At 61.6% G+C, this 17648-nt stretch carries 19 protein-coding genes; 6 read left to right on the top strand and 13 right to left on the bottom strand.

Annotated elements, in window-relative coordinates; genetic code table 11:
* Window positions 1-271 precede the first annotated feature (271 nt).
* Both MTR65_RS03035 and radC read left to right on the top strand, forming a co-directional pair.
* Window positions 272-631 carry a thermonuclease family protein gene (locus tag MTR65_RS03035; RefSeq protein ID WP_243796911.1) on the top strand — a complete coding sequence of 120 codons (360 nt, stop codon included), beginning with the start codon at window positions 272-274 and terminating at the stop codon, window positions 629-631.
* A 247-nt stretch (window positions 632-878) separates the two neighbouring features.
* The gene (gene radC, locus MTR65_RS20215; protein WP_327194309.1) at window positions 879-2096 is read left to right on the top strand and encodes a RadC family protein; all 1218 of its coding nucleotides are present in this window, start codon (window positions 879-881) and stop codon (window positions 2094-2096) included.
* A gap of 159 nt (window positions 2097-2255) precedes the next feature.
* Here radC and MTR65_RS03025 read toward each other — a convergent pair whose 3' ends face one another.
* The 5 genes from MTR65_RS03025 to MTR65_RS03005 form a co-directional block, all read right to left on the bottom strand.
* The gene (locus MTR65_RS03025) at window positions 2256-2798 is read right to left on the bottom strand and encodes a thermonuclease family protein (RefSeq protein WP_243796908.1); all 543 of its coding nucleotides are present in this window, start codon (window positions 2796-2798) and stop codon (window positions 2256-2258) included.
* Window positions 2799-3085: 287 nt separating this feature from the next.
* The gene (locus tag MTR65_RS03020; RefSeq protein WP_243796905.1) at window positions 3086-4006 is read right to left on the bottom strand and encodes an OmpA family protein; all 921 of its coding nucleotides are present in this window, start codon (window positions 4004-4006) and stop codon (window positions 3086-3088) included.
* Entirely contained in the window at window positions 4003-5319 is a 1317-nt protein-coding gene (locus tag MTR65_RS03015; RefSeq protein WP_243796903.1) for a hypothetical protein, read from the bottom strand. Before MTR65_RS03015 ends, MTR65_RS03020 begins: the two co-directional genes overlap by 4 nt.
* Window positions 5320-5321: 2 nt before the next feature.
* Window positions 5322-6167, bottom strand: coding sequence for a hypothetical protein (locus tag MTR65_RS03010; protein ID WP_243796900.1), 846 nt, complete (start codon window positions 6165-6167; stop codon window positions 5322-5324).
* Window positions 6160-7716, bottom strand: a complete 1557-nt coding sequence (locus MTR65_RS03005) for a hypothetical protein (RefSeq protein WP_243796898.1) — start codon at window positions 7714-7716, stop codon at window positions 6160-6162. Before MTR65_RS03005 ends, MTR65_RS03010 begins: the two co-directional genes overlap by 8 nt.
* 9 nt (window positions 7717-7725) lie before the next feature.
* On the opposite strand from MTR65_RS03005, the gene MTR65_RS03000 reads away from it, so the two are divergent.
* The gene (locus tag MTR65_RS03000) at window positions 7726-7974 is read left to right on the top strand and encodes a hypothetical protein (RefSeq protein ID WP_243796895.1); all 249 of its coding nucleotides are present in this window, start codon (window positions 7726-7728) and stop codon (window positions 7972-7974) included.
* A gap of 990 nt (window positions 7975-8964) precedes the next feature.
* A complete protein-coding gene (locus MTR65_RS02995) occupies window positions 8965-9261 on the top strand; it encodes a hypothetical protein (RefSeq protein WP_243796893.1) in 297 nt (98 codons plus the stop codon).
* Window positions 9262-9479: 218 nt separating this feature from the next.
* On the opposite strand, the gene MTR65_RS02990 is transcribed toward MTR65_RS02995, so the two are convergent.
* The 8 genes from MTR65_RS02990 to MTR65_RS02955 are packed head-to-tail and all read right to left on the bottom strand — an operon-like array spanning window position 9480 to window position 16623.
* Window positions 9480-9974: a hypothetical protein gene (locus tag MTR65_RS02990; protein WP_243796890.1), complete on the bottom strand. Its 495-nt coding sequence runs from the start codon at window positions 9972-9974 to the stop codon at window positions 9480-9482.
* Window positions 9975-9976: 2 nt separating this feature from the next.
* On the bottom strand, window positions 9977-10447 hold the full coding sequence (locus tag MTR65_RS02985; RefSeq protein ID WP_243796887.1) for a lysozyme: 471 nt from the start codon (window positions 10445-10447) through the stop codon (window positions 9977-9979).
* A complete protein-coding gene (locus MTR65_RS02980) occupies window positions 10440-10640 on the bottom strand; it encodes a hypothetical protein (protein ID WP_243796884.1) in 201 nt (66 codons plus the stop codon). Before MTR65_RS02980 ends, MTR65_RS02985 begins: the two co-directional genes overlap by 8 nt.
* A complete protein-coding gene (locus MTR65_RS02975; protein WP_243796882.1) occupies window positions 10637-11203 on the bottom strand; it encodes a DUF4376 domain-containing protein in 567 nt (188 codons plus the stop codon). Before MTR65_RS02975 ends, MTR65_RS02980 begins: the two co-directional genes overlap by 4 nt.
* Window positions 11203-14094, bottom strand: a complete 2892-nt coding sequence (locus MTR65_RS02970) for a hypothetical protein (RefSeq protein ID WP_243796881.1) — start codon at window positions 14092-14094, stop codon at window positions 11203-11205. Before MTR65_RS02970 ends, MTR65_RS02975 begins: the two co-directional genes overlap by 1 nt.
* A gap of 2 nt (window positions 14095-14096) precedes the next feature.
* Window positions 14097-15104, bottom strand: coding sequence for a gp53-like domain-containing protein (locus tag MTR65_RS02965; protein WP_243796880.1), 1008 nt, complete (start codon window positions 15102-15104; stop codon window positions 14097-14099).
* Window positions 15101-15730, bottom strand: coding sequence for a phage tail protein I (locus MTR65_RS02960; protein WP_243796879.1), 630 nt, complete (start codon window positions 15728-15730; stop codon window positions 15101-15103). Before MTR65_RS02960 ends, MTR65_RS02965 begins: the two co-directional genes overlap by 4 nt.
* A complete protein-coding gene (locus tag MTR65_RS02955) occupies window positions 15727-16623 on the bottom strand; it encodes a baseplate assembly protein (RefSeq protein ID WP_243796878.1) in 897 nt (298 codons plus the stop codon). Before MTR65_RS02955 ends, MTR65_RS02960 begins: the two co-directional genes overlap by 4 nt.
* A 113-nt stretch (window positions 16624-16736) precedes the next feature.
* Between MTR65_RS02955 and MTR65_RS02950 the strand changes: the two genes are divergently transcribed.
* Window positions 16737-17291 carry a phage baseplate assembly protein V gene (locus MTR65_RS02950; RefSeq protein ID WP_243796877.1) on the top strand — a complete coding sequence of 185 codons (555 nt, stop codon included), beginning with the start codon at window positions 16737-16739 and terminating at the stop codon, window positions 17289-17291.
* Window positions 17288-17641 carry a GPW/gp25 family protein gene (locus MTR65_RS02945; RefSeq protein ID WP_243796876.1) on the top strand — a complete coding sequence of 118 codons (354 nt, stop codon included), beginning with the start codon at window positions 17288-17290 and terminating at the stop codon, window positions 17639-17641. The genes MTR65_RS02950 and MTR65_RS02945 overlap by 4 nt, the downstream gene beginning before the upstream one ends.
* The last annotated feature ends 7 nt before the right edge of the window (window positions 17642-17648 follow it).

The following is a 17648-nucleotide window of genomic DNA, read 5'->3' as shown; positions in this document are numbered from 1 at the left end:
TCAGGATCCTCTCAAGAAGAAACGATTGGGACCTTCCGGACCGTCGCCTTTAGAGTGGCCATGCGAGGTAAGCGGACCTTCGCTCCCGGCCCGCGCTACGTCGCCACCTGGCTCGCCCTAGGACGTGTAGTTCACTCATCTCCAGCCCGAAACACAACCCATTTAGACAACCAATGAGTCTTGATCCTAGATCCATAAATACACGAATGAGCAAAGCTTCCCCTATCCTGCGATGGGAGATAATAAACTGATAGAAACAAACGGATAATAAATGCCAATTGCCCTTGCTATAGCCTGTATCGCATCGATCCATGACGGCGACACTGTCCGCCTCTGCGACGGTGAGCGTGTTCGATTAGTCGATATCGACGCCCCCGAAGTCGCAGGTTCACCACGGTGCCAATCAGCCCAGCGCAAACGGCTAGCCACATCCCGGAACCCTTCCTGGTGTGACTACGCTCTCGGCACCCAGTCGAGGAATGCCCTGCAAACTTTCCTTACGACTGGCACGGTCAAAATCAATCGGCGGGCAAAGGATCGCTATGGACGTACGCTCGCAAAGCTTTCCGTAAATGGCCACGATGCTGGCAAGTACCTGATTAGCCTGGGTCTCGCGCGACCTTGGCGATGACACAGAGCAGATCAATCTACGGCAATTCGAAGATTATATTTCGTTAATGAGCGCTACTCTTACAACTAATTCTGCCAAACTCGGGCCCTTCATGCCCATTGACTAATTTGGCGGCTTCTAATTGATGGCTACGGCTTTTTCGGCAGCATTTGAACCAGAGCCCTCGCTGCTCGCGATCAACTGCAAAGTAATTTCGGGACGCCCCTGCATCTCCTTTATCGGACTAGATTCAGGAGCCGCAGCGAAAATGCGCACCCAATTCATGGGGGCCTTGTCATCTATTGGACTGGCCCTGCCTCTGTTGCATTTTGAGATCACCATTCCTCCACACGCAGCCGAAAAAGAAGGAGATTTCGAGCTTCCATCTCTCCTATCGGTGCTCGGAGCTCTCGGGGTGATCGACAGTGAGAAACTCGCTAGCTGGATATGTCTTGGCTCGCTCGGCGATCATGGTGAAATTCGCATGCAGCACCCCGGACCTGAGATTCTTGAACTTGCTGAGCGCTCAAGCAAGGGCATCTTGGGCGGGCAGAGCTTGTTTGCCTTTGGCCAAGACCGCGTCGCCATCCAGATCTGCCAACAGCTCAACGACGCCATCCGTCCACTGCGTCCCACTAAGGCTCCTGTCGAAGAGCCCATCGAAGTCGAGCCCCCCAAGAGCTTCTGGTCGAAGCTACTGGGCAGCAAAGCAACAGTCCTACGCGAAAACCGAATGGCTCATCAAACCCTCGATCACGAGGCACTGGACCATCCAAGATCTCGAACACTAAGGCCGTATCGAGAGCCAAACCCAGAGTTTCACGGGATAGGTCACCGCTCTCGACTACGCGAACGCCTGCTTGATGGAGACGCTGATTCACTAGCTGATTACGAGGTCCTGGAATTCATGCTTTTCGGGGCCCGAAGGCGTGGAGACACAAAGCCTTTAGCCAAGGCCCTCATTAAGCGGTTTGGTTCCCTGCCCGCCGTGCTGAATGCCGACACAACAGCGCTGTTGGGCGTACCAGGCATCGGCCCGGCAAGCGCTGGCGTCATCAAGATCGGTGCAGTAGCAGCAAAGCGAATGGCGCGAGCCCAACTCCGTGACCAACCTATCATCAGCAGTTGGCATGTTCTGATCGATTATCTGTCGATCGACATGGCGCACCTTACCAGGGAACGCGTTCGCGTTCTGTATCTGGACAAGCGGAATAAGCTGGTCCGAGATGAGCACATTAGCGAGGGGACGATCAGCGAGGCTTCGGTGCATCCGAGAGAGGTGATACACCACGCTCTAGATTGTGGCGCTTCTGGTTTGATCTTGGTCCACAACCATCCCAGTGGAAATCCCGAACCAAGCAGGGAAGATGTCGACCTTACTCACAGCATTGCTGAGGCTGGTCGTTTGATGGGCATCACAGTCCAAGACCACGTAATTATCGGCCGAGAGGGGCATGTGTCTCTGCGAGCGAAGGGACTGATCTGATGACATCTACATAGGCCCGGAGTTCGACGATATACCGTATGTAATTGCCGGAACGAAGCCGACGTTCGAGAACGATGTGTCGAATGGGTGGGATCACCATAAGCGATCATTCATCGGCCGCCTAGATCTTAGCTCTATTGACGCGTAACCACACCCCATTCAGCACCAAGGTCGGCGGGCGCCATCCCATCGACGAGCCAGACCCTCTTTGATGAGTTGCCTTCCTAAAGAGCTGCCGTCCCTCATCAATACCCGCAGCTGTCGTCCGTACCTGTCCTCTGCCCGACCGGTCACGACCAAATCGAAGGGCCCCATGTTCATCAACTCGGCCAACCGCTCGGTGGCCCTTAAGCCCAACCGAGCCTCCTCATCGCAACGAGGCGGATGGGTTTCGGGCGCGTCAATGTCGGCAATGCGAACCTTGACGCCAGCAATCCATGCCGTGTCACCATCGACGACACAATTCACCCCTCCACCGGTGTGGCAGATGGAGAACTTGCCCGACGAGGATTCCGCATCGTGTCCCGCCGACTGGCGCACTTGTGGAGAAGTGGCAGCGCTTGATCCCATCTGTGTCGCCCGATCGGCTAAGATTTTCCATTCGGCCTGATCAACCTGCCGTTCGACGGACTTGGGGCGTATGAGGTCAGTGTAGCTGTACGTCACAGCGAACACCGCGACAAAAAACAAAGAGACCGTCACCAGCAGTATCCTTTCGACCGGTCCGATCCGTCCAGGCTCAAGCCGCCTGCCTTCCGACCGGCGTTCGTGATGCCGATGGCCTCTACGGCGCCCCACCGGTCAACCTCCAAAGAGGCGCGCGAACCATCCACGCTGCGGTTCGCCCGTTGATGCAGTTGGCGCGGGCACAACAGTTTCATTCGAAACCGGTTCTGGTTGCGAAAAGTGCACACCGACACTTTCAGCCCGTCGTTTTTTGGCTGCGACCGCTGCCTTCAACGCGGTGAGGTTCTGATCGAGCTGGTCCATCAGCGGCGAATCGACGGTGAGGCTTGTTGCGTCGAACGTCGCATCCTGATCTCGATGCGCCGCCGGCGCTGATCGTCACCTCGTGCAGAACCGTCAGCCACCTGATCGACCGGCACGATCATCTGTGCCCCCGAGAGCGGCAGGATCGACACGTTCCGGAGGCGCGGATCAGACCGCAGCACATGGACCACGGCGACGGCACGCGCCATGGCTAAACCCGCGTTGTCTGTGGAACGCAGGCCGGAGATCGGAAAGCGCCCGACAGAAGCAGCGATGAGCGACGAGTCCAGATTGCTGTTCCCAGACATCGGCACCTCATCGGTATGACCGATAACTTCGACTACATCGACATCGTAGTCGGCCACGCTCTTGGCCAACATAGGGATGACCTCCCCTCGCAGGTTCCTGTCAAATTCCGGACGTAGGGTCGCCTTTCCGCTGTCAAAGAAGTAGCCACCTGCCTCGCTCAGGCTGAAAAACGGAGGCCACTGCCCTTTCCGACCCTTAGACGAAGCAGCGACGATCTCCTTCACGAACTTCTCGGGATCCTTCACCCCGCTGGAAGCGGCAGCCTCGCGTACATGCCGTCCAACCTCGGCATCGGCCATCAGGCTCTCGGTCCCGTTCTCGACACCAGTTGCCTCGATCTGACGGCGAGCCTCGATCGCACGCTTCAGCTCCTTGAAGTATTCTTTGGAATCCTTCGCCTGCGGGTATGCGCGCTGGAGCTCTTCCACGAGCCGGGACGCTCCGCCGTTATCCAGCACCTGAATACGCTGGTCGCGATTCTGGAGCGCGGCGGCCAACGCCATGAGCAGGACGAAGAGCAGAAGGATCATGATCTCCGCCATGGTGAGGCCAAGGACCAGCCCCCGGCGATAGGACTTGTCCTGTCGCAGATCGAGCTGCGAATCGCTCACGCGTCGGTGGCCTGAACACGGTTGACGAGCGAACCCGTCATCTCGACAAGTGCAGTATGGACCTTGCCGACGTTCTCACGGGAGCGACCTAGATCCTGCTCCAACGCGGCGTTGTGCCGGTCGAGCATCGCAGCACTCGCCTCTGCGCGCCGTGAGAGGTCCTCGATGAACTTCTCCTGTGCGCGTGCGATGGTGACGAACTGCTCCTCCATCGCCTCAGCCGCCTTCGCGAATGCTTCCGCGGTCCGCTTGGCGGTGTTCGCAGGCACCCCTTTCACCTCCTCCAAGCGTACGTTGACGTTAGTGTCGAAGCGAGACGCCGTCTCGTCAAAACTTTTTACCTGCGCGGCCATGTCCGCGACAGCCTGTCGGAGATCGCCTCCGGCATGGACCAAGGACGTCTGGGTGCCAGCTAGCTCCTCTGCGCGAGCAGACAGTTCACCCAGATTCTTCTGCGTACTTACCGCGGCATTTTCCAAGGTGATCAAGCTCTCCCCGATAGCCGTGGTCGATCGCTCGATTCCCAACATTGCCTCGGAGTGTTTCTCAATTCCGGTAACGACCTTATCGGTGGCCGTAGAAAGACGACGTGACCGTGTCACAGCCTCATTCGCCTGCTGCGTGACGGTCGCCGTCGCCGCGGTGGACATTGTCGACAGCGCATCCGTCGCGGACTTCGCAACGGATCTGATCGCCTCGCTCGCCGTCGCAGCGGTTTCGCTCATCGACTTACCCGCATCCCCCTGCACGGCGCCAAGCGCTTCAACCACTTGGCCACGCAGTTCCTCTAGCGCTTGCCGGGTTTCCCGACCGTAATCGCTCATGCTGACTGTGATCGCCTGGAGCTCGGCCTTCAACCGACCCGCCGCGTCGGCAAGCTCGATGCGCGCAGTGTCTTCGGTCTGCACGAGATCAACCCGAGTCTGATTGAAGAAGACCCGAAGCACCAGACCCATGATCGTTGTGGCGAGCGCGATCCCGAAACCTTGAACGACAGTGGTGGCCGTCGTGGCTGGGTCGAAAAAGAAGATGGCATAGGCTAGGCTGATTAGCGTGTAGATCAGTCCAAGGTAGTAGCAGTTGTCCCCAGCCTGATCTGCACGCAGCTTCCCGGTCCCCGACGCTTGCACGATAGACGCGTACGCCACCATCGCCGTAGCAGCGAACACGGCCACTGGAATGGCTGTGAGCCCGACCGACTTGGCGACAAGGATTGCGGCACCTCCGCCGAAGGCGAACAGCAGGAACCCCCACCGATCAATCCAGCTCCGATCCTCAAGCACATCACGCTGAAATTCCGTCCCCTCGCTCATCGTCACCCGCTCACGTTATAGATACGCCGCACATCACCGCCCTCTGCACCGATAATGCGCTCCCAAAGATCAGCCAGCGAACGCGGCTGCGTCGTGTTTGCATCCGACCGCTCCAGCATCCAGAGTTCCACTTCGACGCCGCGGAGATCGGTCCGAATGCGTCTGAAAACGACACCATCGGTGAAATCCTTGGGTTCAGGAAGCCCGCGATAGAAGCTCACGTCGGCCGTATTCTGGAGAAGGTCGGAGGCCACGACCAGACGCTTCGGCAGCTTCTCCTGCCCCGGCTTCTGGAGTTCGGTCAGCGCCACCGACTGGATGCTCTCCAAGATCGGGGACTGGTCCGCGCCTGTCGCGCCATTGAGCCCCTTGAAGGCTGCGGTTAGAGGGGCGTCGAAGCCCTGGTCCCATTGTTTCTGGACCGATGAAGGATCACCGGTTGCCGAACTAACGTCATCCGCCGTGCCAGGATTACATCGCGTAATCACCGGAGTGAGCAACCTGTCCGCTGTCGCGTCGACCTTGGCGACGATCAGTTTTCCATAGCGCGGTATCGAGTTCTTCAGCTTGGTGAGCTGGTTCTCGAAATCCTGACGCTGCGCCATATTCATCGGATCGGTGACATCGACTAACAGCACGGTGATGCTGTCCGGCGTCGTCGGACATAGCTGATCGTCAAGTGCCCGACGCGACGACGCCGCCCAGAAATAGATTCCACCGACCAGGAGCACTACTGCAACGACGAGGACGATCTTGAATGTCGCCTTGCGGTTTTCTGACGAAGCCCGCTGTGCGGCCGCCGAACCACGACGGTCGCGCACACGAGCGCGAGTACGATCCCTAGCCATCGGCGATCCTTCTCTTCAGTTCGTCTAGCGGCTCAAAACTCTCAATCGCATCGTCAAAGGCAGTTGAGATCTGGGACACGGTCGCCTCGAGGTCTTGCTCGGCGGCATCAATCGCAGAACGAGGGATATCCTCTCCCGGAGCGATCGGCAGCGGCTCGTACGATAGCTTCCAGGGTTGATCGAAGCGGGCGGGAGCCGGCGTTGAACGGATCGCCCGGTTCGCCGCCCGATATTCTTGCAACAGCGCATTCGCGGTGGATTCGAGCTGCTCAGCGTATTCCTCATAGCGGCGGCGAAAAGCGTCGCGTGCCGACATTATCTGCTGGCGCTGGGTCAGCTGTCGACCCAGCTCCATTCGGATATCCGTCGCCTCCTCTATAGCGTCGTCGCGAATGTCGAGCAGTTCATCTGTCGCTGCCTTCACGTCCGCGACATAGTCCTCGCAGCGCTTGGCATGCCGCCGCCAGACGGGGCCATATCCAGGATAAGGATCATCCATCTTGTAGGCGGCAATCGCAGCCCCGAACGCAAATATGAGACCAGCCAGAAGGAGGCCGTAGGAGTAGATACTCTGCAGCCCAGAGCCGAGCATACCCAGCGCTGCGGTCTCCGGGTTGGCTAAACCGAGCGACTTCGCATCACGATAATGCCCAGCCATCAGGTTCCAGCCGACGGTCAGGATGAGCCACACGGCACTGCCGATCCAGCCCAGCATCCGCACTTCCGCCTCGCGGTGGTTGATCTTGGGCCAGACCTGCCGCCCCACGAAGGCGGCGAAGCCCACGTTGATCGCGCCGACGACGGCGGCTGCAATCACACCGCCTAGCCAGCCCATGCTATCTCCTAGCCGCAGAAACATGGAATTGGCGATCGTCTCCAATAGCCAGAAGATCATCATCGAGCCGATTGTAGCGCTAGTCGGAGGCACTTCATGGGCGGGACGCCGCAGCCCGTTCTCCTTGCGGAAATCGCGCAGTTCTTCGTAGCTGTCGCGGATTGCATCCCGGCTCGGCGTCAGCTTCCCACGGCGATTAACGACCTCGGTCTTGAACTCGCCCACCGCAATGTTCGCTTGGGTCCGGATGGAGCTGAGGTTGGCGATGAGGGCCAATCCGCTCAGGCGCGAATCATAGGTGCGAATGCTGTTAGCGGCATCGATCTGCGCCCGCTTGAAATGGTCACGGACTTGGGCCTCAACGTTTGCCTCGACCAGGTCGGGCGCCTGCATTGAGGAATCAGGAAGCTCAAGGGCGCCCTGCTCGGCGCCACGTTCGCGCAAGCGAAGCTCCCTTGTCAGCGCGTCCCTATCCAGTTGGATGAACGGGTCATCCATCGGCGCGCGCAATTGCTCGCTCCGATCAAAATATTCACGCATTTTAGACCATGTCCCCATGGATCGCCCAATAGCCGGGGTAAACACGTAATTCCAAGAAGCATTTTTGGTATTTATGTAATATTTCTGGGTCGCGTTGACAAAATGCTTCAGCCACAGCCTGGCGGCGGCGAAGGCTTCCAGCAGGACAGGAGCGAGACTGCCGGGACGTAGCAACTTGGCGACATGGCCGGTGCTGTAGCCAAAGCGGGTGCAATATCCTCGGCGCTCATGTCACCCTCGTCGCGAAACTGGGCGGAAGCTGACGGACCGCATCTGCAGAGCGAAAATCGACTGCTCAACGGCAACAAGGGGTCGTCAGCCGCCCTGCCCCTCCATCCGATGAATCAGTCCTTCAAGCTGCTGCGCCTGCTCGGCCGCGATCAGTCGTTCGTCGGGCGTGAGGCAACCAGCAGCGAAGCCAGCGAGGCGTAGGTCGACCGCTAGATCAACGCGATGGGAGGCGTCGGGAACGGCCGACAATGTGATACCACCGAACGCACCGCCAGCGGGGAGTCCGGCCTGATCGCACAGGCGTTGGTAGTGAGCGTGCAGATCAGTAAGACGGGCGGCGTATGCCTTCGAAACGACATCAGGTGCGACCGGCCATGAAAAGGCCCCGGCAGCTTCCGCCGCCGGGGCCTTCCCCGTTCTCGTGCGTGTCTCACCTGCGCAGGTTAGCGCGGCACTCGGTCTGTCGCAAACATTCAATCACACTGGAACTGATCTGCTTGAGGTGAGGTTTAGGATTTGTCGCTGTGTTCTTTACTTTCCGCGAGACTAAGCGATCCGTAGACGCGCCTCCCCTCTGAGGTTTTCCATGCAGTCAGGGCCGCTGCTGTGTCGCAAGGCCCCACTTTCTCATGCCGCTTCGAAGTAATCTTATTACGCAATGCGATGAATTGTGCACTTATGTGCGACGGAAAAACTCCTGCACATTTCGTTTGTGCGAATCTCGATTAGGTGACAGCAATCTAGGTGCGACCCAAAGGGCTATTGATCATTCGTAGCCCTCTAAACTGCCAGCAGCCTCTTAAGCTGCTGGCATTTTTTCTCTTTCTGGGAAGCAAAGCAAGCCCAACGAACGCTATTTGTCAGAGTTTTCTGTCGATTGGTCGCAATTTCCAGCCTGACGTATTGCTGCATGTGCGAAAATAGCATTTCAAACTTTTAACTTGGTGTGAAATATTAAACTGATAATGATTCTCATGTAAGGTGATCCTGTTGCCCCTCATTTCCAGCATTGCCTGCATTTTTGGACGCCACAGCCCAGTCCGCCACAAAGTGGTATGGGATGGTTTGATATACACGAGCAGGTGCAAACATTGCGATGCTCCTATCCAGCGTCTTCGCAGAGGGAAGTGGCGCAAAGGCGACCCAGCCTGACCTTTCAAACGTGGCCATCATTTCGAATATGTGCAGTTCGTGACTGACGATCCTCAGTGGCACTACGATATGCTCTGCGAGCTGGATGGGGTGGAAACTGTCCGCGAGCGATTGGTCGAGGGTGACTATCCGCGCCGAGAACTTCCCTACCTGAAGGCATGGCTGCGGAAAAAGGACCAAGAAGCCATCGAGCAACGGCGAGTCGATGAACGCCTGCGGATGCAGTATGCCGAGCGTTTATCGCGAAATGCTCTACTGACCAGTTTGGTGGCGGCCGCCGCCGCAATCTTCTCAGCCCTCGCCGCGCTCGTGATGGCGCGTATGATAATCCGGTGAGGCGGAGCGCGGGCACCGTACGCCTCTGTAACGGCGCCCGCAGACACTTAATTGGGCCCGATCTTCGAGAGGTCAAGGGTGAGATGCTCGTTCAATCTGGGCTATCCAGATCGGCCGCTTGGTCCGCGTAGGAGCGGCACCGCCAAACGCCAGCAGATGACAGCCTGTCGCACCATCCTTCGATGGTGGAGTTGTAGTACGCCAAGGCGTTCGTATCATCAGCTCCCCTGCCCCTCCACCCAATCAATCAGCCCGCCCAGCTGCAACGCCAGCTCGGCCGCGATCAGTCGCTCGTCCGGCGTGAGGCAGGCTCCAGCGGCGCCAGCCAGTCGTAAGTCGGCCGCTTCATCAGTTCGCCGGGAGGCGTCGGGAACGGCGGGCACTGCGACACGGTCGGCCGCACCGCCAGCGGCGCTTCCGGTCTGGTCGCGCAGGCGCTGGTAGCGAGCGCGCAGATCAGCAAGGCGGGCAGCGTAGTCTTTCGCAACGGCATCGGTCACTTCCTCCTGATGGGCTTTCACCTGGGCAAGCCGCGCGGCCTCCAGGCGCGCGGCTTCATCCTGCGCCGCGCGGTAGTTTTCCTTGGTCTGGCGATGGCTCGCTGCCTCGAGCCCTGCACGCGCTTGCCACTGTTCCGCACGGCTGTGCTCATGCCAGGCATAGAGTGCCACGCCAGCGCCGCACGCGGCTGCAACCAGCCAGGGCCGCGACACGATCACGAAAGCCCCCTCAAACAGAGCTGACGTTCCGCCTTGCGCCGATTGAGCAAGCCTTGAACGATCCGGCCCCCCGCCATCTTCCACATCAGGAAAGCATCACAGGCACCTGCCCAGTTCCCGGCGCTGAAACGCCGCGCGACGGTCGATCCGGCATAGGCAGCCGGTCCGATGTTGTAGGCAAGGCTTGTCGCTGCAGCGATCTGGGCATCGTGCCCCTTGAGCTCGGGATTTCGTTTCAGGACTGGCGCGGCATAATCGGCCAAGGCGTTCGCCAGGAGTTCCTCGCACTCGGCATCGGTATAGCGACGCATCTCTACCCGCGTTTCGCCATAGCAAACCGTGGGGATGCCCACGATATCGCGATAGGGATCGTTGCTCTTGCCTTCCCAACTCGCGACCAGAGGCATCAGCACCGCCGCCGCGCCGCCACCGACCAGGGCAATGAGCTTGCGCTTGCCCTCAGACATCACGTTCTTCCTCTGCGACCCGGCCGAGCAGCTGCTGTACCGTATCCGTCTCATAGATGCGGATGATGGACCAGATGACAGTGAGACCGGTCGCGATATGCGGCAGGATGTTCACAAGCGTCCCCAGCAGCGCGGTAAGGGAAAAGGCATCGATCAGGTGCTTCGCACCGACCGGGATGTCGTCGAGTGTCATATGAGAATCTCCGGGGGATAGGCAGAAGTCAGATCAACCGCATCCAGCTCTTCGACATTGCCCGCCCTCTCCAGCGCGGTACGGATGGCGCTGCCCGCCGCGTGGCAGGCGCTGACATGGGCGAGGACAGACTGGCCCAGCGCGATCATGGCGGCTGCGTCGATCGTGACCGTGCTGTTGTCGCGCAGCGTCCACACCTCCGCAAAATCCGCACCGGCCTGCTGGGCGAGCAACGCGCCCGAAACGGCACCGGCGATATTGAGGCGGCTCTGCGGATCGGTGTCCACCACACCAAGCGGCGTTTGGCAGCCGCCATTGATGCGGGCATCCCGGATCGCCTTGGCCTTCTCCCAGCGCCGCGCACGCAGCAGGGGAAGCGAAACCTCCAGCGCCCAGGGTTCGTCACGGGAGATCACAAGGCTGTCGTCGATGGCATCGGCCTCGATCACGCGGTCCTGGAGGTCGTCGTCCTCGCTCGTCTCGAACCAGGGCTCGCCGCCTGTGGGCAATTCGCATGCCCAGATGCGCGGGGCCTGCCCCCGCTTGCCAATGGCATACATCATCACACTCTCCGCTCGTAGGAAATGGCGATCTGGCCGGAAGGCGGGTTGCCGCCTGCCGCCCCGCCCCGGCAGATGATCGTCGCCAGGCCATCGCTCAGGCACTTGCCGCTGTAGGTCACATCGCTGAGGTCGCTATCGACCGGGTGGACCTTCACCAGATCACCCACTTTCAGGCCGGTGACCGCGACCGTCGATCCCAGCACCACGGAGGCCCCTGCCGCGATCGGGGGCGGGTTGACGTTGGCCAATGTGACATGATCGCTGTCGATCGAAGTGAAGCTCTCGGCATAGGTGAACAGGCTCTGGTAGTTCGCGGCTGCACGCACATTGCGCACCTTGAGCGCCCCCGCCGTGTTCGGCCCGGAAGCTATACTGCCGATGACGGATCCCTGCGCAGTGCCCAGCTGTCCGCGCACACGCACCGGCGCCACGTTGCGCACTTCCATGCTGCCGATGCCTGCGGCCCAACGGATCAGTGTGCCGCCATCGCCGTAGAAGTGTTCGATCTCCATGTTCTTGACGACGGCCCGGGTTGTCAGGGCCGAACTGTTCGGGGCGTTGAACGTCACCACCCGGTTGAAGGCGAACTTGCCCTCGCCATAGACACCGTCGATCTCGGCATAGCCCTCGAAATCGACCTCGATGCCGTACTGATACTGCGTGTTCACGAAGCGGGTGTTGCGCACGATCATGCGCCCCCCACGCCCGCCCACACAATCTATGCCGTAAGAGGTGCCGCCAACCCGGGTCGCCAGCCAATCTTCTCCGCTCCGGTCGAGCCGGTAGATGGCACCACCCGCCAGATACCCTGCAGTCATGGCCAGGCCGTTCGCGCGCAGCACGCCGCGCTCGGTTCCGTCCAGATTGATCCGCACATCCGTCGTCGTGTTGTTTTCCGGGAACAGCACGAAGGCTGCATCAGCATAGTCAGCCGGGTATGGGTGCTCGAAATCGTAGCGGTCCCCCGACGCGACAGGGCACGGCACGAAGCGCCCGGGCTGTGCCAGCTTGCCGCTGCCTTGCAGAAGGATGAAACAGTCATCGGCCGCGCTGTAGTAGACAGCCTTGGGAAAGCCGTTGCTCACCGAACCGCCGCCGATGTTGGATAGAGTCCCGCCGGTGTTCGTGCGGATGTTGCGCGCAGCCCCACCGCCAACAGACATGGTGCCTCCCGCCCCCATCGTCGTGCGTGGCAGGAACCAGTAGACCCGCCCGTTTACCAGCGTTTCATCGGGAAGGCTGATGTGGTTGTCCTCGACCTCCACCGGCAGCACGTTGGCCTCGTAGTTGATCGCACGAACCCAGAAGCGCGCGTTGTTGGGATCCTTGATCGCCCGATAGACGGCACCGGGGCGCAGCTGCCCGATCTCGACCGGACCGTTGTTGTTCTCGGCCACCATGGGCAGCGCGCCGATCCCGTTCACGTCCAGCGTCGGCGCAGTGCTGGTGTTGACGGTGTGCGGCACGAAGAACAGCGGGTTGGCGCGGTTATAATCCACGTCCTGGTACTTGCTCGACGCTGTGTAGGCCGCGCCGGTCCCCGCCGTTTTCGCCAGCGCCTCCCAGCTCCAGGTTATCCGCAGGCCATCCAACTCGACGTTGTCGCCGTCGATGCGCACGGCCGAAGTCATGCGCGGGTGCAGGCGCGTGAAGATCTCGATGGGCCCGTGCGAAGTCACTTCGCCAGCCTTGATCGCCAGAGCGCCCTGGTCATTGCCCCCATTGTCGATGAAGATGGAGCCGATCTGCCCCTTCTCGCCCACACAGTAGAACGGCTCGACGTTGGAGCTGCTGCCGCTCACACAGTCGACATTCCGGATCACCAGGTTGTTGGCGTAGAACTGACGGCTCGCGAAGATCTGCACGCCGTTCGACTGGCCGTTCGAGATGATCTTCTCGACGATGCCGTCTTCCACGGTAATATCGCCATTGCGAAAGAGGCTGTGCGGGTACCCGCCCAGGCGCAGCCCCTGATAGTTCTTGCCGCGGATCAGGAAGCCGCGCGCCAGAATGCTCTCGAAGTTCGCCGCCTGCCAGCGTACCCCCTGCCCCTGCCCCACTCCGTTCGCATTGAGCTCGGAGACGTTGGAGAAGTTCTCCAGGATCAGCCGACGAATGCGGAAATCCTCGCGTGTGCTGAAGACCATGGCGTAGCACTCGCGCGCATGGACATTGCGCAGGATGACGTCATATTCGCTCAGGTCCATATTCTGGTCGGCCAGAAACAGGTTGCCCCAGCTGTCGAAATTCACCCCGTCAATGTCGATGGGAGCCCGTAGCAAGGCGAACTCGGTTCCGATGGCTGGCCCGACAAGCCGGCCACCTTCGCCCCGCACCTTCAGCGTGTTGCCAATCGGCAGGGTCGCCCAGCCCGAAGGGACGTGGAAGGACCGGGGGCCAAGCGTCAGCGTCTTGCCCATGGTCATCGCCTCGGTCACGGCCGCCATGATGCCTTGCGCGTTATCAGCCGCCGGATTGTCCACCTGCACCCCGGCATAGCGGTCCAGCGCGATCTGGTGCGTCAGGACGCCCGGGGCAATCCCGTCCAGGTACTGCTTGGACGGGAACGCGCCCAGCGCGGCCGACGCGCTGCCGCCATCGTTGCGATAGCTCGTTGCGAAGGTATCGCCCGAACCCCGCACATTGAAAACCGCGCCATCAGCCGTGGCGGCCAGGCCCTGCTCGATCGTATCGTAGGCACTCTGCGCGACAGCGGCCTGCGTGGCGGCCAGTTCGGCGCGGTTCGCCTGCACTTCGGCTTTGGCGACCTGCGGCGCCATGATCGCTTCGCTGGTGGCCTGGACAGTCCGGCCGCTCTTGACCACCGGGATCGCCTCGGTGCCGTCGACCTCATTGGAAACAAGGACGGGAAGCTGGGAAATTCGGGCCATGGTCAGTGTCCTACGGCGATGTAGCAAGTGACATCGTATTCATCGTCGGCCGAGAAGACCGAGAAGCCACTTGCGGTGATGGTGGAAGCGATGGTGGCAGGCGGGTTGTCCTGACTGCCGCCATTGGAATTGACCACGCCGCTCACCACGGCGGAAAAGCAGGCCGTGGGGAACGCCTCGGCAAACTGCACCGCCGTCACCGCGTTAGGCGTGGCTGTGAAGCGGCCCCAGGCAATCTGGAAACCGAAGAAGCGGATGAACCCGTTCTGCTGGAGAAGCATGGTGATCGGGCCGAGACGGCGCGGTGTCACAACGGTATTGCTGGAGGTGCCCTCGGTGACCTGCGCGGCGCTGGCTTCGCTGACGCTCAGCTGGCGATCCTGCGAAAGGTCCCCGCCGCCGCTCACCAGCCCGCCACCGGTGACGCGCAGGCTTCGCGAGGCGTAGCTGGTCAGCGTCTGGGATATGGAATTTGCCAGATCGCCCAGACGCTGGCCCAGCGTGCGCGGGGTGATGATGGTCTGCGCATCTTCCTGCGCCGCGGCTTCCTCGTCGGTGGCGATCCGGGCGATGCCGCGCGTTCCCTGTGTGGCCGGGGGCCAGACGAAGGTCGCCGCGCCGAACGCGATCTGGTCGACCACTTCGGCGCTCAGCGCGATGTCGAAGGCAAGCAGGGCGAAGGCAAGACCGGCCTTGCTCAGCACGGTTTCCTGCGCGCTGTAAGTCGCAAACAGGGTGCCATCATCCAGGTAAAGGCCAAAGCCGGTGGCGTTCCACACCTCGCTCGTCTCGTCGTAGGCCGTCAGGTGGATCACGGTCTGGGACGCAGCCGTTCCCCCTTCGATGGCCAGGCGCTTGAATTCCCCGGGCAGCGCCAGCAAGGTGGGCGCGGACACGAACGGAGCCGAGGACAAGCCCAGCTGCGAAATCACGGTCTCGCTCGTCCCGGAAGCGGCGCGCACGGCAGCCAGGCCTGCCGTGGTGAGTTGCAGGGCAAGGGCTGCCATCATCGGGTCTCCAGAAAGTCGGCGCTGTCGCCATCGAATATCGGTTCGCCGTCTTCGGTCTGCAGAAGGGAGAGCCAATCACGGCTCTCATTCAGCGCGGCGGCATAATCGGCACGGGCAACGGCTCCGCCGCGCGCGCCGCCTGCAACATGCAGCCCCGAAGCCAGGTCCAGGTTCTGGACGAAGTCGAAATGCGCGCGCAGGGGCTTGGCCGCAGCGACATCGGCAATGATCGCCTCGGCTACTTCCTGCGTGAGGAAGCTCGCCGGTATCTCCAGGGCATCGGCACGCACTTCGAAGGTGTGCGCCGGGCGCGGCGGGTCGATCTCCCACCACTCGCGCACGCTCAGCTTTTCGTCGAAACGGGCCAGCACCTGCTCCACGGCCGCCCGCGTGCCCTTGATCTTGTGGAAGGGGATCGCGGCCGCCACAGCCGCGCGCTTCTGCGCCTCGCTCCAGGTCGTATCCCAGTGGCTGATCGCAACGAACCAGGCCAGGAACGGCAACACTTCGGCCGGGCATGTCCAGGGATCGTGCAGCGTGCCGACGGCGGAAAGGTCGATGCCCGAAAGCATCGCCTCTTCCAGCGCGCGTTCGGCTGCCGTCGCGTTGGGTGGCAGCAGGCTCACAGCGGGCTCTCCACGATAGAAAGCGCGGTTCGGGTGGGATTGCCGATCTGCGCAGCCGAAATCGGGATATCGGCAGGCGGGCTGATCAAGCGCACACGCTGGACATTGCCAACGTGCAGCGCAGCGATCAGGGCTGAGCGGACGATGTCGCGGTCCAGTCGGCGCACTTCGGCCAGATGCGCGCTCAGCGATGCCCGCGCGGCGTCCAGGATCAGCTCCCGATCGGGCCCGGCAAAAACGTCCAGCTCGGCTTCCACGGCGAAGTCCACCAGCTGCACGGCCTGCACGGTGACGCGGTCGGTCATCGGGCGCACGGCGCTGTCCTGAAGGGCCATATTTACAGCGCCCAGGACCGCTGCCGATGGCACGCCGTTGCCACTGCGCGCCAGCACTGTCACCACGACGTCGCCGGGGGCAGGCGAAACCGCCGTCGCATCGGCAACATCGCCGTGCGCGGCCCGGGCGTGGAACACATAGGCCAGCCCCGGTCCTGCAACGGAAAAGCGATGCGGTGCCAGCTGGATGCGCTGACGAAAATCGGTGTCGCTCTCCATCACCGCCCCGGCCTCGCTCGTCGCCGCGGCCAGCGTCAGGCGGGGCACGTCCATCAGCGCGCCCAGCTGATCCAGATTGGCACCGCGCGCGAAAGCCAGCAGCATGGAACGCGCGGCATCGTTGCAGGCCTGAGCCAGGACAAGCTCGTCATAGCTGTCTGCCTCCAGCAGCTTGATCGCGGGATCGCTCTCCACCAGCGCGGTGAACGCCGGGTGCCGGGCAACCAGGCGCGCGATCTTGTCCGCCAGCCTCACCTCGAAATCGGGGGCTGGCACGATCTCGGGCGACGGCAGGGCCGACAGGTCGACAGCGGGGGATGAAGCGATTGATCCAACCATGGCTGGACTTATCAGCCTGCCTCACGCCTCTTCGCCACCCGTGCGCGTTGTGAGCGCGCGCGCCACAAGTGCGGCGTGTAGAACGCGAAAAATGGCCGACGCATGGTAAGGCCATGCGAACGCCCGAAGACACCCCCACCGATCCCGACGCGCTGCTGCGCTATGCCCGGATCGTCCGCGTCGATACCGCTGGTGGGCGGGTCACGGTGGAGCTTGATGAAGGCGTGATCTCTCCCCCGCTGCGTTGGCTTGCCCCGCGCATGGGGGACACGAAAGCCTGGTGCCCGCCCAGCGTGGGCGAACAGGTTCTCCTCCTGTGCCCAGCTGGCGAAATCGGCGCCGGGATCGTCCTTGGCGGTGTGGTCAGCAACGCCAACCCCGCGCCGGTCGCCAGTGCCCTGCCGCTCCTCACCTTCAAGGACGGCGCAGTGCTTTCCTATGATCCCGACAGCCACGAGCTGGCCTTCACCCTGCCCGCAGGCGCGACCACCCGCCTCATCTCGGACGGGGGCATTGCGCTCACCGGCCCTGTCGCGATCACCGGCGCGCTCGAAGTCTCCGAAGATATCACCGCACAAGGCGATGTGACGGCAGGCAACGTCAGCCTGCAGGGTCACCGCCACGGCCAGGTCGCCACCGGCCAGGCGCAAAGCGGGCTTCCGGCATGACGGATCTTCTCGGCATGGGCCGCGATGGCAAGGCGCTCTCGGGCGAAGACCACCTGCGCCAGTCCATCACGGACATCGTCACCACGCCGCTGGGCTCGCGCCCCATGCGCCGCGAATATGGCTGCCTGCTGTTCGACCTGCTCGATCGGCCCGCCAACCGCGCCACGATGCTGCTTGCCTCGGTCGCCATCGCCATGGCGCTGGGCCGGTGGGAGCCGCGCATCAAGGTCACCGCCGTCACGCTCGATGGCGAATTGGCCAGCGGCCAGGCCAGCGTGACGATCACCGGCAACCGCACCGACGTTCCGGCCAACACTCTCACCCGCCTCACCATCCCGCTCTCCCGCTAACGCGCGA

Source organism: Novosphingobium mangrovi (assembly GCF_022818885.1).
In the GTDB taxonomy this organism is placed as follows: domain Bacteria; phylum Pseudomonadota; class Alphaproteobacteria; order Sphingomonadales; family Sphingomonadaceae; genus Novosphingobium; species Novosphingobium mangrovi.
Note: the sequence above shows the minus strand (reverse complement) of the source record. Positions and strands in the feature narration are given on the sequence as shown.